The organism is Micromonospora sp. NPDC005806 (genome assembly GCF_042871425.1).
GTDB lineage: Bacteria > Actinomycetota > Actinomycetes > Mycobacteriales > Micromonosporaceae > Micromonospora.
Map to the genome: position 1 here is coordinate 103,383 of NZ_JBIAIL010000019.1, position 13,587 is coordinate 116,969.

The window sequence follows — 13,587 nt, forward strand, 5'->3', positions numbered from 1 at the left end:
GTTGCGCCCCCCGCGTCGACCTGGGAGCCCTGCCCGAGTGGGCGCGCGCCGGGTTCAGCGGGGACGCCCGGATGCCGCACGTCCTGGGCGCGAAGGGCGACATCGTCGCGGCGCTGTTCGCGTACCCGCTGGCGGTGGGCAGGGACGACGGGAGCAACAACAAGATCCTCTGGGTCGCCCGCCCCGTCCCGACGCCGCCCGCCACGACGGCGCCGGCCACGCTGGAGATCACCGCGACGCTGGACGGCACCGACACGCGGGTGACCCGGGAGGTCGCCGGCGGTCCGGGTCCGTCGATCATCGACATGCCGCAGGCCGGCTGCTGGCACCTGGTCCTGCGGTGGTCCGGACGCACCGACACCATGGACCTCGTGTACGCCGACAGCTGACCCGCCGGCTGTCCGAGCGACCGCCGTCACCGGCCCTTGGGGACCGCCATCTCGCCGAGCCGCGACCAGTCCTGCTGCGGCACCGTGACGTTCACGATCTGCGGCGTGTCGGCCAGGTGCGGCGGCAGGGTGCGCTGCGCCTCGCGGAAGTGCGCTGACTGCACGTGCGCCGCGCCGGCCTCGTCGTCCCGGAACGCCTCGACCAGCACGTACTCCGCCGGGTCGTCGAGGCTGCGGGACCAGTCGAACCACAGGCAGCCCGGCTCGGCCCGGGTGGCCTCGGTGAAGTCGGCGGCGATCTGCGGCCACCGGTCGGCGTGCTCCGGCAGGACGCGGAACTTGGCGGTAATGAAGATCATGCGCCTCAGGCTACCGAGCCCGACGGCGCTTGGCCGGCTCCCCCTGGCCGAGGGCTGGGCGCGAAAGCGGCCCGGCATACCCGCTGCCGGTCCCTAGAATCGCCCCATGTCACGGATCGTCCAGTTGCTGGCCTCGCCCGTGCACCGCTACGTGGGCCGCCCGGCGGACGGTCCGGCGCCGGCGCCGCCCGGGGAGCTGGTCGAGGAGGTACGGATCCGGGCGGGCCTCGGTATCGTTGGCGACCGGTACTTCGGCCAGCCGGCGCACCGGGAGGCGAGTGTGACGCTGATCGCCCAGGAGTCGCTACCGTCCGGGGCCGACCTGACCCAGGTCAGGCGCAACGTGCTCACCGCCGGCCTCGCCGTCGACGACCTGGTGGGCCGGGTGCTGGTCCTGGACTCCGGGGACGGGCCGGTCCGCTTGCGGGTGCACCGCCCGGCGCATCCGTGCGCCTGGATGGACGTCACCGTCGGGCCGGGCACCTGGAAGGGGCTGCGGGGCAAGGGCGGCGTCCGCTGCGAGCCCCTGACCGACGGCCTGCTCCGGGTCGGCCCGGTCACCGCCGTCGTCGAGTGAACGCCCCGATCAACTCGCCGCCGACCCTGGTTGCCGATCGTTCGCCGCGTCGTAGGCTGGGCGGCGTGGATCAGGAAGACCGGATCGCGCTGTTCCTCGACTACGAGAACCTGGCGCTGGGCGTACGTGACCATCACGGCGGCAGGCCCTTCGACTTCCGCCCGATCGCCGACGCCCTCGCCGAGCGGGGACGGGTGGTCGTGCGCCGGGCGTACGCCGACTGGTCGTACTTCGACGAGGACCGGCGCATGCTCACCCGCTCCCACGTCGAACTCATCGAGATTCCGCAGCGGATGGGCGCGTCGCGGAAGAACGCCGCCGACATCAAGATGGCGGTGGACGCCGTCGAGCTGGCCTTCGAGCGCGGCTACATCTCCACCTTCGTGATCTGCACCGGCGACAGCGACTTCACCCCGCTGGTGCACAAGCTGCGGGAACTCAACAAGCGGGTGATCGGCGTCGGCGTGGAGAAGTCCACCTCGGCGCTGCTGCCCCCCGCGTGCGACGAGTTCCTCTACTACGACCGCCTGGAAGGGGTCGACATCCCGCCGGCGGCGGGGCGGCGTGCGCGCCCGGCCCGGGCGGCCGAGCCGCAGCCGCCGCTGGAGCCGCAGCCCGAGCCCACCGCGGTGGCCGAGGAGGAAGCCGCCCGCGATGTCGACACGCTCGCGGTCCTCGTGGCCCAGACGGTGGCCGGCCTGCAGGGCAGCTCCGGCGGGGAGGTGACCGCCTCCGGGCTGAAGCGGACCCTGCTCCGCAAGGACCCCACCTTCAGCGAGTCCGACTACGGCTTCCGCACCTTCGGCGAGCTGCTGCGCCATCTAGCCGAGCAGAACGTCGTCGAGTTGGGGGAGGGGCCCGCCAAGGGCGACCCCGAGGTGTCGCTGCCGGAGCGGGGCGACCGGGAGGCGGCGTTCGAGTTGCTCCGCTCGGTGGTCGCGGAGCTGGCCGCCGGTGACGGCGCGGTGGCGCTGTCCGGGCTGAAGAACCAGCTCCGCCGAGCCCGGCCGGACTTCAGCGAGAAGAAGCTGGGCTACCGCAGCTTCCTGCAGTTCGGCAAGGCGGCGGCCACCAGCGGGCTGGTCGACCTGCGGTGGGACCCGGACCACGAGGACTACCTGCTCACCCCCGGGACCACCTGACCGCGGCAGAAGACCACACCGCCGGGAACCTTTTCGCCGCCCGCGCCGACCAACACCTGACGGGCCACCGCGGCAGCGGTGGCCGGCCGGCGGTGAGGTCGGAGGAGGACCCGAGGGATGAACCGATCGGCGCCACGCCCCGTACTGTTGATCATGACCGTGCCCGGACGACGGCGGCGGCCGGCCGCATGATCGCGGAGTCCGACGACGACCAGGTGACCCGCTGGGCCCAGCGGGCCGGGCGGGGCGACCAGCAGGCCGCGGCAGCCTTCATCCGGGCCCTCCAGGGCCCGGTGTGGCGGTTCCTCACCCACCTGGCCGGGCCGGGCGAGGCCGACGACCTCACCCAGGAGACGTTCCTGCGCGCGCTGCGCAGTCTGCCCGGCTTCGCCGGCCGTTCCTCGGCCCGGACCTGGGTCTTCGCCATCGCCCGCCGGGTCGCCGTCGACCACGTCCGGACCACGACGGCCCGGCCCCGGGTGGCCGCCCTGCCCGACTGGGAGGCCGCCGCCGAGACGGCCGGCGCGGTGACCGCGGGTAGCGACGACGCGGTGACCCTTCGGCGGCTGATCGCCGCGCTACCGACGGAGCGGCGGGAGGCCTTCGTCGCCACCCAGGTGGTCGGCCTGTCGTACGCGGAGGCCGCGGAGGTGTGCGGCTGCCCGGTCGGCACCATCCGGTCCCGGGTCGCCCGGGCCCGGGAGGAGTTGGTCGCCGCCTGGCAGGGCGGTGCCCGACCGGCCCGGGGCAGCCGGGTGGTCTGAGCCCGCCCGCCGGTCAGGCGGCCCGACGGTGCCGGGCCTGCGCGGAGTACGGCGCCGGCGGCAGCAGCCGCAGCGGCGCCGGCTCGGGCTGGTCCTCCAGCCGGAGCGACCACCGGGACCCGGAGGCGCGGCCCCGCTGCGGCGGGCTGCCGCCCGGACGCCACCGGGGCCGGGACAGCAGCATCATGACCGCCCACCCGACGATCAGGACACCGTGGCTGACCAGCCGCGGCACCGCCACCTGCCCGGTGATCAGGTCGTTCACCGACAGCAGTACCAAGGTGGCGACGAAGGCGCTGAGCATCGGCAGCAGCCCCGTCGGGGTGGACCGCCGGAGCGCGACGAAGAGGAACCCGGCGCCGACGGCCACGTTCCACGCGGCGGACTCGTGCCACAGGTGCTGGCCGGCGGTGTGCACGTGGTCGACGACCGCGTCCCGGCCGATCTGGGTCAGCCCGAGCACGAGCTGCACCGCGCCCAGCAGCCCCAGCAGGGCGCGCAACACGAGTGCCACCCGGTCCCGCCAGGCCGGCCGGACCGGCGCCGGGGGCAGCGCCGCGAGCACCGCGTCGACGAGGTCGGGCACCTCCGGCACCACGTGCGTACGCGCCCGCCGGGTCACCGCCACCGCCGCGTCGAACCACGCCCGGCAGCCGGTGCAGCCCGTCAGGTGTTCCTCGGCCGCCGCGCCCTCGGATCCGGACGCCTCGCCGTCCAGCTGCGCCGACAGGATCTCCCGCCACTGCTCACACGCCATGTACGGATAGTCGTCGGTGCCGCCCGTCGGGTTCCCGCCGGCCCGTGGTTTCCCGGCGGCTCGGGCCACTCGGCCCGGGCGCGATGGCGGCGGCCCGCGACCGGCTGCTCGAGGCAGCGCCCCTTCCACCCGGTTCCGCGGTGTGCCCGCGCCTGGCTGGCCGGGTGACCGCTCAGCGGGGCGCGGCGCCGGCGAGCAGGTCGTCGACGAGTCGGGTCGCGGCGGCGGACGCCGCGGCCGAGTCGGGCCGGGCGGCGGTCGCGTAGAGCCCCTCCACGATCAGCCAGATCCGGTCGGCGAGCTGGCCCGGGTCGGCCACGTCCAGCCGGACGATGAGGTCGTCGATCTCGGCCCGGGTGTCGTGCAGGTAGTCCCGGGCCATCCGGGCGGGCTCGCCCGCGTCGTCGGGGAACTCGGTGAGGTACATCCGGAACGCGCAGCCGCGGAAGTCCGGCCGGGCGGCGCTGGCGGCGATCTCCGCGATGAGTGCGCGCAGCCGCGCCGCCGGGTCGTCCGCCAGACCCGCCGTGGCCGCCGCCGACTCCCGGTCCCGCACCGCCCGGCAGGCCCGCAGGTACGCGGCCACCAGGTCGTTCTTGCTGGGGAAGTGGGTGTAGAGCAGGTTCTTGCCGCAGCCGGCCGCGTCGATCACCTGGTTCATCCCGACGGCTCGGATGCCGTGCCGGTAGAACAGGTCGCCGGCCGTGCGCAGGATTCGTTCCCGGCTCCCGGGGGCGGCGGTGCGCGCCATGGGCTCCTCCCTTCCCGTCTGCTGTGGCGAGGATAACGGACCGATCGGTCCGGCAGCGATTGACCGGCGCGGTCGGGGCGGCGCAGGATCGGACCACTCGGTCCCGGACCGATCGGTCCGGTTCAACTGGCAGGAGGCAGCGATGCGGGACGCGGTCATCGTCGAGGCGGTACGAACCCCCGTCGGCAAGGCGAAGCGGGGCGCGTACCCCGAGGTCCACCCCGTCGAGCTGCACGCGCACGCGCTGCGCAGCCTCGTCGCCCGGGTCCCCGGCCTCGACCCGGTCGAGATCGACGATGTCATCGGCGGCGCGGTCGGCCAGGTCGGCGAGCAGAGCACCAACACCACCCGGCTCGCCGCCCTCGCCGCCGGGTTCCCCGAGTCCGTGCCCGGGGTGACCGTGGACCGGCAGTGCGGCAGCAGCCAGCAGGCGCTGAGCTTCGCCGCCCAGGGTCTGGTCGCCGGGGCGTACGACATCGTCGTCGCCTCCGGGGTGGAGTCGATGAGCCGGGTGCCGATCGGCAGCGCGGCCGTCGTCGACGGCGCCCGGGCCGACGTCGCCGGGCCGGCGGTCACCGCGCGCTACCCCGGCGGCCTCATCCCGCAGGGCGTCAGCGCCGAGCTGATCGCCCGCAAGTGGGGCCTGTCCCGCACCCGGCTCGACGAGTACGCCGCCACCAGCCACCGGCGGGCCGCCGAGGCCTGGCGGCAGGGACGGTTCGACCGCCAGGTGGCCCCGCTGCCCGGTGTCGACCTCGCCATGGACGAGACCATCCGGCCCGGGACCACGGTGGAACGGCTCGCCGAGCTGCCGCCGGCCTTCGCCGCCGAGCACTGGACCGCGCGCTTCGGCGAGATCGACTGGAAGGTCACCGCCGGCAACTCCAGCCCGCTCAACGACGGGTCGGCGGCCCTGCTGCTCACCACCAGCGAGACCGCCCGGCGGCGCGGCTGGCGCCCCCGCGCCCGGATCCACACCGCGACGGTCGTCGGGGACGACCCGATCTTCATGCTCACCGGCATCATCCCGGCCACCGCCCGGGTGCTCGCCCGGGCCGGCGTCACCCTCGACGACATCGACGCGTTCGAGGTCAACGAGGCGTTCTCCTCGGTGGTGCTGGCCTGGCTCGCCGAGACCGGTGCCGACCCGGCAAAGGTGAACATCGACGGCGGGGCGATCGCCATCGGCCACCCGCTCGGGGCCAGCGGCGCCCGCCTCGCCACCACCCTGCTGCACGTCCTCGAACGCACCGGCGGCCGGTACGGCCTACAGACCATGTGCGAGGCCGGCGGCACCGCCAACGCCACGATCATCGAGCGCCTCGACGCCTGACGGCCTGCGGGCTCCCAGCCGATTCACAGCGCCGCGGGGTGACGCTTCGCTCACCGGCGACCTACATTTGGTCCGGCTTGGCCCCAGCCCGAGGAGGCACCCGTGTCGCACGTCACCGTGCGTTCCGACAACCCCAGACCGGTGGACCCGGTCCCACCGTCGCGCCCGGCCCGCCGGCGCGCGCCGCGGTGGGCCCGGTGGTGCCTGGCCCTCGGTGCGACGCTGATGATCCTCAGCGGCGTGGCGCTGGGCGGCAGCGAGTATCTCCTGCACACCGCGACCAGCAAGGTCACCCAGCAGAACCTGCTCGGCGCCGCGGCGGCCCCCCGGCAGCACCGGACGATCACCGGAGCGAAGAACATCCTGCTGGTCGGCGTCGACACCCGCCCGCACCAGGACGCGAGCCAGCTCACCCGCTCCGACTCGATCATCCTGATGCACATCCCGGCCGACCACACCCAGGCCTACCTGGTCTCGCTGCCGCGCGACTCGCTGGTCAGCATCCCGGCCTACGACAACGGCGCGACCCCCTACCGCGGCGGGAAGAACAAGATCAACGCCGCCTTCGCCTTCGGTAGCCGGGGCCTGACCGGCCCGGCGGCGCTGTCGCACGGCTTCGAGCTGCTCGCCCTGACCGTCCGCGACCTCACCGGGATCACCCCGGACGCCGGCGCGATCATCGACTTCCAGGGGTTCAAGAAGATCGTCCAGGTCCTCGGCCAGGTCTGCATGTACGTCGACGAGACCACCACCTCGATCCACGTGGGCCACGACAACAAGACGGGCGCGCCGGCCGCGCCGTACAAGATCAATCCCGACGGCACGGTCAACCACCGCATCCCCGGCGTCACCCCGAACATCTACACCAAGGGCAACCACTGCCTGAACCCGGCGGAGGCCCTGGACTTCGTACGGCAGCGGGACCTGCTGGCCAACCGTGACTACGACTACGGCCGGCAACGCCACCAGCAGCAGTTCATCAAGGCGGTGATGCACCAGGTGGTCACCGACGGACTGGACTCGCCGACGAAGCTGGCCGGGCTGCTCTCGGCGGTCGGCAAGACCATGACCGTGGACGACGGCGGTATCTCGTTGGAGGACTGGGCCTTCGCCATGCGAGGCGTTCACCCGGACGCGATCACCACGATCAAGACCAACGACGGCACCTTCAACAGCCGTACGGTCCCGGGGGTGGGCAGCGCCGAGATCCTCAGCCCGACCAGCATGGACCTGCTGCGCGCGGTCCGGGACGACACGGTCGCGGCGTTCGTCCAGGCCCACCCGACCTGGGTGGCCGACTCCGGTCCGACCACCGCAGCGCACTAGAGATCCTTCGACATCTTGCGGCCGGTCTCGACGTAGCCGAGTTGCTCGTACAGGCTGCGGGCGCCGTGGTTGTGGGCGAAGACGTGCAGGCCGATGGTCGCAGCGCCGTTTGCTCGGCTCCAGCGCTCGGCGGCTTCCATGATGGCGCGGCCGTAGCCCTTACGGCGCTGGTCCTGCTCGACGGCGATGTTGTACACGAACGCGGCCGTGCCGGTGAGCTTCAGCCAGAGGAAGCCGAGCCGGCGGTCGCCGTCGCAGGCGTACCAGAAATGGTGCCCGGCCGTCCCGGCGCCGTCGGGGAGCAGCCTCGCGAAGGTCTCGGCGGCCTCGGCCACTGCGGCCTCGGCCGGCACGCCGGAGCGGGTGACGCTCTGCGCGAAATGCGCCTCCGCGTCCGCCTTCCAGGGTCCGAACTGTTCCTCGGTCATCGGTTCGAGCCGCACCTCCACCATGGCGCCAGCTTAGGGCGGCGGCGTCAGCCTGGCCCCACCGGTTTCCGCCCGGCGCGCACCAGGGAAATGCCTTGGTGCCGCCGGCGGATCCGCCTATGGTGGGCCGCATGTTCCGGCAGTTGGTCCGCACCACCGTCCACGCGGCGGTGCCTTCGGCTGCCCGTCACCCCCGGACTGCGGTCGCGCCCGTGCACGGGCTGCCGAGCCCGATCCCCTCCGACCGTGGCCCTCCGGAGATCCGCGCATCCCGCGTACGGCCACCAGGGCGAAGCCATCCGGCTTCGGCCCTTTTTCTTTTCCCGGAGGGACACCAGATGAGCACGGAACTTCACGGCACCCACGACCAGCAGTGGCTCACGCGGCTACGGACCACGCTGACCACGGAGTTCGACGCGCAGACCACCCGGTTGACCGAGCTGACCGCGGACACCGGCGACCCCGGCGAGGCGCACACCCGCGCCGCGCTGATCGCCGCCACCCGGCAGAGCCTGGCGCAGATCGGCGACGCGCTGCGGCGGATGGCCGACGGCGGCTACGGCACCTGCGCGCGGTGCGGGACGCGCATTCCGCCGGAGCGCCTCGAGGTGCTACCGCACGCCCGCTTCTGCGTGCCCTGTCAGCAGAAGCACGGCTGACCGCCGGGTGCCGGGCCGTCTGACGGCGGCCCGGCGCGGCAGTCGCCGTGCCGCCCGGAACGGTAGCCCCGCGGTAGCGCATTTTTCGCTGCCTGGTGCACGGCACTAATCTGGGGTGACGCATTCCGGGTGACTCGCCGCGGATGGTGACAGGGGAAAGGTGGTGGACGTGGACGCCAGACGCACCACCGTGCGGGACATGCGCCGGGCCAACCGCTCGCTGCTGCTCACCCGGATCTGGCTGGACGGCCCGCTCAGCCGCCACGAGCTCGGGCAGACCACCGCGCTGAGCCTGGCCAGCGTCAGCAACCTGGTCGGCGAGATGATCGCGGAGGGTCTGGTCGAGGAGGCCGGCTCGGTCGAGTCCGACGGCGGCCGCCCGCGGGTGCTGCTGCGCGTCGCCCCCGGCTACGGCTACCTGGTCGGCGCCGACGTCGGCGAGACCCGGGCGCAGGTGGAACTCTTCGACCTGTCGATGACGGCCCTCGCCAAGGCCGAGTACCCGATCGCGGCCGCCGAGCCCGACCCGCAGGAAGTGGCCACCCACCTGCTGCACGGCCTCGACGCGGTGATCGAGCAGGCCGGCGTCGACCCGGCCGCGGTGCTCGGCCTCGGCGTCGCCGTCTCCGGCACCGTCGAGCGCACCGCCGACGCCGTCGTGCACGCGCAGACCCTCGGCTGGGACGGCGTGCCGCTCGGGGCGATGCTCCGGTCCGGCACCGACATCCCGGTCCACGTCGACAACGGCGCCAAGACCCTCGGCCAGGCCGAGATGTGGTTCGGCGCCGGCCGGGGGGTGCGGCACGCCGTCATCGCCCTGGTCGGCTCCGGCGTCGGGGCCTGCGTGGTGGCAGGCGGTGTGGGCTACCGCGGCGCGCACAGCAGCGCCGGGGAGTGGGGCCACACCACCATCGTGTACGGCGGTCGCCGCTGCCGCTGCGGCAACTCCGGCTGTCTGGAGGCGTACGTCGGGGCGGAGGGGGTCCTCGACCGGTTCCGCCAGGCCAACCGGGGTCGTCCGGCGGCCGGTGGGGACGAGGAGAGCGCCTTCGGCGAGCTGCTGCGGTCCACCAGCCGGACCGCCGCGAAGGTGCTCGACGAGACCGTCGGCTACCTCGGCGCCGGGGTGGCCAACCTGGTCAACCTCTTCAACCCCGAGCGGGTGGTGCTCGGCGGCTGGGCCGGACTGGCCCTGGGCGAGCGGTACCTGCCGCAGATCCGCGAGGCCACGGCACGGCACGCGCTGCGCCAGCCGTACGCGCAGACCTCGATCGAGCTGTGCCGGCTCGGGCCGGACGCGGTCGCGATGGGCGCGGCCACGCTGCCGATGGCCCGGCTGCTGCGCGACGGCGGCGTGCCGCGCGAGCCGGCCGCCCGGGTGCTGCCGCGGGCACGACCGGCGCGGGACTCCCAGTCGCGTACCCGCTGAATCGGCGGGCCGGCGACGGTCGCGTCGCCGGCCCGACCCTGGGCTCAGGACGGCAGCGTCCACTTCTGGTTGGCGCCGCCGGTGCAGGTCCAGATCTGTGTCTTCATGCCGTTTGGCCGAGGTGTTGCCGATTCCCGCGCGGCCGCCCCGGGTGGCCGGGTCAGCGCTCCCCGCGCACCCGCCGGACGGTGTCGCGGTACCAGTGCGCGCTGCGCTTCGGCGTCCGCCGCTGGGTGTCGTAGTCCACCCGCACGATGCCGAACCGCTTGTCGTAGCCGTACGCCCACTCGAAGTTGTCCAGCAACGACCAGGCGAAGTAGCCGCGCACGTCGGCGCCGGCCTGCCGGGCCCGGGCAACCGCGCGCAGGTGCTCGGCCAGGTAGGCCACCCGATCGTCGTCGGCCACGAAGCCCTCGGCATCCGGCCGGTCGTCGAACGCGGCCCCGTTCTCGGTGATCACCAGCGGCACGCCCGGGTAGTCGCGGTGCAGCCGGACCAGCAGGTCGGTGAAGGACTCCGGCACGATCTCCCAGTCCATCGCGGTGCGCGGCAGGTCCCGCCGGACCACCCGGCGCACCGGCCGTCCCTCGTCGTCCCGTTCCCGCCCCTGCTCGTCCACCCCGGAGTACAGCTGCCCGAAGTAGTAGTTCACGCCGAGCACGTCGATCGGGGCCGAGATGACCGCCAGGTCGCCCTCCTCGACCGGGATCCGGACCCCCTCGGCGGCCAGGTCGGCGACCACGTCCTCCGCGTAGCGGCCGTGGATCAGCGGGTCCAGGTACAGCCGGTTGCCCAGGCCATCGGCGGCCCGGGCGGCGTCCCGGTCGGCCGGGCTGTCGGTGGCCGGGTCGGCGGTGGCCAGGTTGACCGTGATGCCCACCTCGATCGGGGTGGCCGCGGCCGCCCGCAGCCGCTGCACCGCCAGCCCGTGCCCGAGCAGCAGGTGGTGCGCGGCGGCGATGCCATCGCCCAGGTTCCGCCGGCCGGGGGCGTGCTTCCCGTACGCGTACCCGAGCATCGCCGAGCACCACGGCTCGTTCAGCGTCGTCCAAGTCCTCACCCGGTCGCCGAGCGCGGCGAAGACCAGATCCGCGTAGTCGGCAAAGCGGTGGGCGGTGTCCCGGTGCGGCCAGCCGCCCGCATCCTCCAGCTCCTGCGGCAGGTCCCAGTGGTAGAGCGTGACCCACGGGTCGACGCCCCGGCCGAGCAGCTCGTCCACCAGTCGGTCGTAGAAGGCCAGGCCGGCCGGGTTCGCCGGCCCGCGCCCGCCCGGCTGCACCCGGGGCCAGGCCACCGAGAACCGGTAGGTGTCCAGGCCCAGGTCGGCGATGAGCGCCATGTCCTCCGGCATCCGGTGGTAGTGGTCGCAGGCCACGTCGCCGGTTTCGCCGTTCGCCACCGCCCCCGGGACGCGGCAGAAGGTGTCCCAGATGGACGGCGTGCGGCCATCCTCGGCGACCGCCCCCTCGATCTGGTACGACGAGGTCGCCACCCCCCACCGGAAGGTCGGCGGCAGGGTGTCGATCGGGTCGGCCTGCCCGGTGGCGGTCGGGCGGGTGAGGTCGGTGTCCATGGTTCTCCTCGCGTTCGCGGCTGGTCGATCAGATGGTGAGGGGTCAGCGGGAAACCGGCGCGGCGGCGGGATGCAGCCAGCAGGCGACGCCCCGCCCCGGGTGACCGTCGCCGGGCGGGCCGAGCGGTGGCAGGTCCACGTCGCACGGCGCGAACGCCTTCGGGCAGCGCGGGTGGAACGCGCAGCCGTCCGGCATGGCGCGCAGGTCCGGCGGGGACCCCGGGATGCCGGTCAACTCGCGGCGGGGGCCGCGCAGCGCCGGGAAGCTGTGCAGCAGCCCCTCGGTGTACGGGTGCAGCGCCCGCCGGTACAGCTGCGCGGCGGGCGCCTCCTCGACGATCCGGCCGCCGTACATGATGGCGATGCGGTCGGAGAATTCGACCAGCAGCGACAGGTCGTGGGTGATGAACAGCACCGCGAAGCCCAGCCGCTCGCGCAGCTCGGCGAGCTGCCCGAGGATCTGCCGCTGCATCACCACGTCCAACGCGGTGGTCGGCTCGTCCATGATGACGACCTGCGGTTCCAGTGCCAGCGCCATGGCGATCATGACGCGTTGCCGCATCCCGCCGGAGAGCTGGTGCGGGTAGCTGTCCAGCCGGTCGGCGGAGATGCCGACCAGGCGCAGCAGCTCCTTCGCCCGGGCCAGCCGGACCGCCGCCGTGCTCCGCGGCTCGTGCGCTTTGATCACATCGAGCAGTTGGGTGGAGATCCGGTGCACTGGATTGAGCGAGTTCATCGCCCCCTGGAACACGATGGAGGTCTCCGCCCAGCGGAACGCCCGCAGCTTCGCCGGGCTCATGGTCAGCACGTCGACCGGCGGCCCGTCGGCCGGGTGGTAGATCACCTGGCCGCCGCTGACCACGCCGGGCGGCGGCAGCAGCCGGGTCAGCCCGTACGCCAGGGTGGACTTGCCGCTGCCGCTCTCGCCGGCCAGCCCCACCACCTCGCCCCGGTGCAGGGTCAGGTCGACGTCGCGCACGGCGTGCACCGCCTCGTCGCCGACGCCGTAGTCGACGCACAGCCCGCGGATCTCCAGGACCGGAGCGCTCATCGCGTGACCTCCTCTCGGGTGGCGGCGCCGCGGGGCGCCGGGACGGCCGCCGACGGCGCCAGCACGGGGGTGAAGCCGACCCGCATCCGGGCGGTCCGCCCGTCGGGGGTGCGGATCCGGGCCCGGCCGCCGCTGCGCAGCCGGGGGCTGACGAACTCGTCGATGCCGAAGTTGATCAGCGCGAGGGCGGTGCCGAGCAGCGCGATGGCCAGCCCGGCCGGGACGAACCACCACCAGGCGCCCTGCGCGAGGGCCTGCTGGCCCTGCGCCCAGAACAGGATGGTGCCCCAGTTCCAGGACGAGACCGACGAGATGCCGATGAAGGCCAGGGTGATCTCCGACATCACCGCGAAGATGACGGTGCCGACGAAGCCGGAGGCGATGATCGCGGTCAGGTTGGGCAGGATCTCGAACAGGATGATCCGCCAGGTCCGCTCGCCGGTGGCCCGGGCCGCCTCGATGTAGTCGCGGCGACGCAGCGACAGCGTCTGCGCGCGCAGCACCCTGGCCCCCCACGCCCACGACGTGAGGCCGATGATGAGCGCGACCAGCGTGTCACTGGCCTGCTCGACGATCGACGTGATGATGATGATCAGCGGCAGCGCGGGGATGACCAGGAACACGTTGGACAGGGCCGACAGCCCCTCGTCGGCCGCTCCGCCGAGGTAGCCGGCCGTCACCCCGATGAGGATGGCCAGGATCGTCGCCAGCACGCCGGCGATCAGGCCCACCACCATGACGCTGCGGGCACCGACCAGGATCTGGCTGAAGATGTCCTGACCGAGGTGGGTCGTGCCGAACCAGTGCCGGGCCGAGGGCGCCTGCAGGACGTCGCCGGTGCGGGCGTCCGGGTCGTACGGTGCCACCCACGGCCCGATGATCGCGAAGAGACAGTAGACGGCCAGGATGACCACGCCGGTCGCGGCCTTGGCGTTGGCCAGGAACCGGAACCGGCGCCGCTTCGCCCGGCCCGGCGCGGCCGACGGCTGGGCCATCGCCCCCTGGCCGGGAATGACCTGTTCGATGCTCGACGGTGAGATTGCCATCGC

15 protein-coding genes are annotated in these 13,587 nt (G+C 73.6%); 8 read left to right on the forward strand and 7 right to left on the reverse strand.

Annotated elements, in window-relative coordinates; translation table 11 throughout:
• Positions 1-71 precede the first annotated feature (71 nt).
• Positions 72-389: a hypothetical protein gene (locus ACFYOS_RS20480; RefSeq protein ID WP_387143738.1), complete on the forward strand. Its 318-nt coding sequence runs from the start codon at positions 72-74 to the stop codon at positions 387-389.
• Positions 390-415: 26 nt separating this feature from the next.
• Here ACFYOS_RS20480 and ACFYOS_RS20485 read toward each other — a convergent pair whose 3' ends face one another.
• Positions 416-748 carry a putative quinol monooxygenase gene (locus tag ACFYOS_RS20485; protein ID WP_387143741.1) on the reverse strand — a complete coding sequence of 111 codons (333 nt, stop codon included), beginning with the start codon at positions 746-748 and terminating at the stop codon, positions 416-418.
• Positions 749-854: 106 nt separating this feature from the next.
• On the opposite strand from ACFYOS_RS20485, the gene ACFYOS_RS20490 reads away from it, so the two are divergent.
• The 3 genes from ACFYOS_RS20490 (at position 855) to ACFYOS_RS20500 (ending at position 3,231) form a co-directional block, all read left to right on the forward strand.
• Positions 855-1,325 (forward strand): molybdenum cofactor biosysynthesis protein, encoded by a 471-nt coding sequence (locus ACFYOS_RS20490; RefSeq protein WP_387143744.1) that lies wholly within the window; start codon positions 855-857, stop codon positions 1,323-1,325.
• A 65-nt stretch (positions 1,326-1,390) separates the two neighbouring features.
• The gene (locus tag ACFYOS_RS20495; RefSeq protein ID WP_387143747.1) at positions 1,391-2,467 is read left to right on the forward strand and encodes an NYN domain-containing protein; all 1,077 of its coding nucleotides are present in this window, start codon (positions 1,391-1,393) and stop codon (positions 2,465-2,467) included.
• Positions 2,468-2,655: 188 nt separating this feature from the next.
• On the forward strand, positions 2,656-3,231 hold the full coding sequence (locus ACFYOS_RS20500; RefSeq protein WP_387143750.1) for a sigma-70 family RNA polymerase sigma factor: 576 nt from the start codon (positions 2,656-2,658) through the stop codon (positions 3,229-3,231).
• Positions 3,232-3,244: 13 nt separating this feature from the next.
• Here ACFYOS_RS20500 and ACFYOS_RS20505 read toward each other — a convergent pair whose 3' ends face one another.
• Entirely contained in the window at positions 3,245-3,988 is a 744-nt protein-coding gene (locus tag ACFYOS_RS20505; protein ID WP_387143753.1) for a zf-HC2 domain-containing protein, read from the reverse strand.
• 172 nt (positions 3,989-4,160) lie between these two features.
• A complete protein-coding gene (locus ACFYOS_RS20510) occupies positions 4,161-4,739 on the reverse strand; it encodes a TetR/AcrR family transcriptional regulator (protein WP_387143756.1) in 579 nt (192 codons plus the stop codon).
• Between the two features lie 142 nt (positions 4,740-4,881).
• Between ACFYOS_RS20510 and ACFYOS_RS20515 the strand changes: the two genes are divergently transcribed.
• Positions 4,882-6,072, forward strand: coding sequence for a thiolase family protein (locus ACFYOS_RS20515; protein WP_387143759.1), 1,191 nt, complete (start codon positions 4,882-4,884; stop codon positions 6,070-6,072).
• A 102-nt stretch (positions 6,073-6,174) separates the two neighbouring features.
• Entirely contained in the window at positions 6,175-7,398 is a 1,224-nt protein-coding gene (locus ACFYOS_RS20520; protein WP_387143762.1) for an LCP family protein, read from the forward strand.
• Here the strand turns inward: ACFYOS_RS20520 and ACFYOS_RS20525 are convergent.
• Positions 7,395-7,850 carry a GNAT family N-acetyltransferase gene (locus ACFYOS_RS20525; RefSeq protein WP_387143765.1) on the reverse strand — a complete coding sequence of 152 codons (456 nt, stop codon included), beginning with the start codon at positions 7,848-7,850 and terminating at the stop codon, positions 7,395-7,397. The two genes, ACFYOS_RS20520 and ACFYOS_RS20525, sit on opposite strands and share 4 nt — an antisense overlap.
• Positions 7,851-8,164: 314 nt before the next feature.
• Between ACFYOS_RS20525 and ACFYOS_RS20530 the strand changes: the two genes are divergently transcribed.
• Both ACFYOS_RS20530 and ACFYOS_RS20535 read left to right on the forward strand, forming a co-directional pair.
• Positions 8,165-8,485 (forward strand): TraR/DksA family transcriptional regulator, encoded by a 321-nt coding sequence (locus ACFYOS_RS20530; protein WP_387143768.1) that lies wholly within the window; start codon positions 8,165-8,167, stop codon positions 8,483-8,485.
• A gap of 169 nt (positions 8,486-8,654) precedes the next feature.
• A complete protein-coding gene (locus tag ACFYOS_RS20535; protein ID WP_387143771.1) occupies positions 8,655-9,914 on the forward strand; it encodes an ROK family protein in 1,260 nt (419 codons plus the stop codon).
• Between the two features lie 160 nt (positions 9,915-10,074).
• Here ACFYOS_RS20535 and ACFYOS_RS20540 read toward each other — a convergent pair whose 3' ends face one another.
• The 3 genes from ACFYOS_RS20540 to ACFYOS_RS20550 are packed head-to-tail and all read right to left on the reverse strand — an operon-like array spanning position 10,075 to position 13,584.
• Entirely contained in the window at positions 10,075-11,487 is a 1,413-nt protein-coding gene (locus ACFYOS_RS20540) for a GH1 family beta-glucosidase (protein ID WP_387143774.1), read from the reverse strand.
• A 43-nt stretch (positions 11,488-11,530) separates the two neighbouring features.
• The gene (locus ACFYOS_RS20545) at positions 11,531-12,538 is read right to left on the reverse strand and encodes an ABC transporter ATP-binding protein (RefSeq protein WP_387143777.1); all 1,008 of its coding nucleotides are present in this window, start codon (positions 12,536-12,538) and stop codon (positions 11,531-11,533) included.
• Positions 12,535-13,584 (reverse strand): ABC transporter permease, encoded by a 1,050-nt coding sequence (locus ACFYOS_RS20550; RefSeq protein WP_387143780.1) that lies wholly within the window; start codon positions 13,582-13,584, stop codon positions 12,535-12,537. Before ACFYOS_RS20550 ends, ACFYOS_RS20545 begins: the two co-directional genes overlap by 4 nt.
• Positions 13,585-13,587 lie beyond the last annotated feature (3 nt).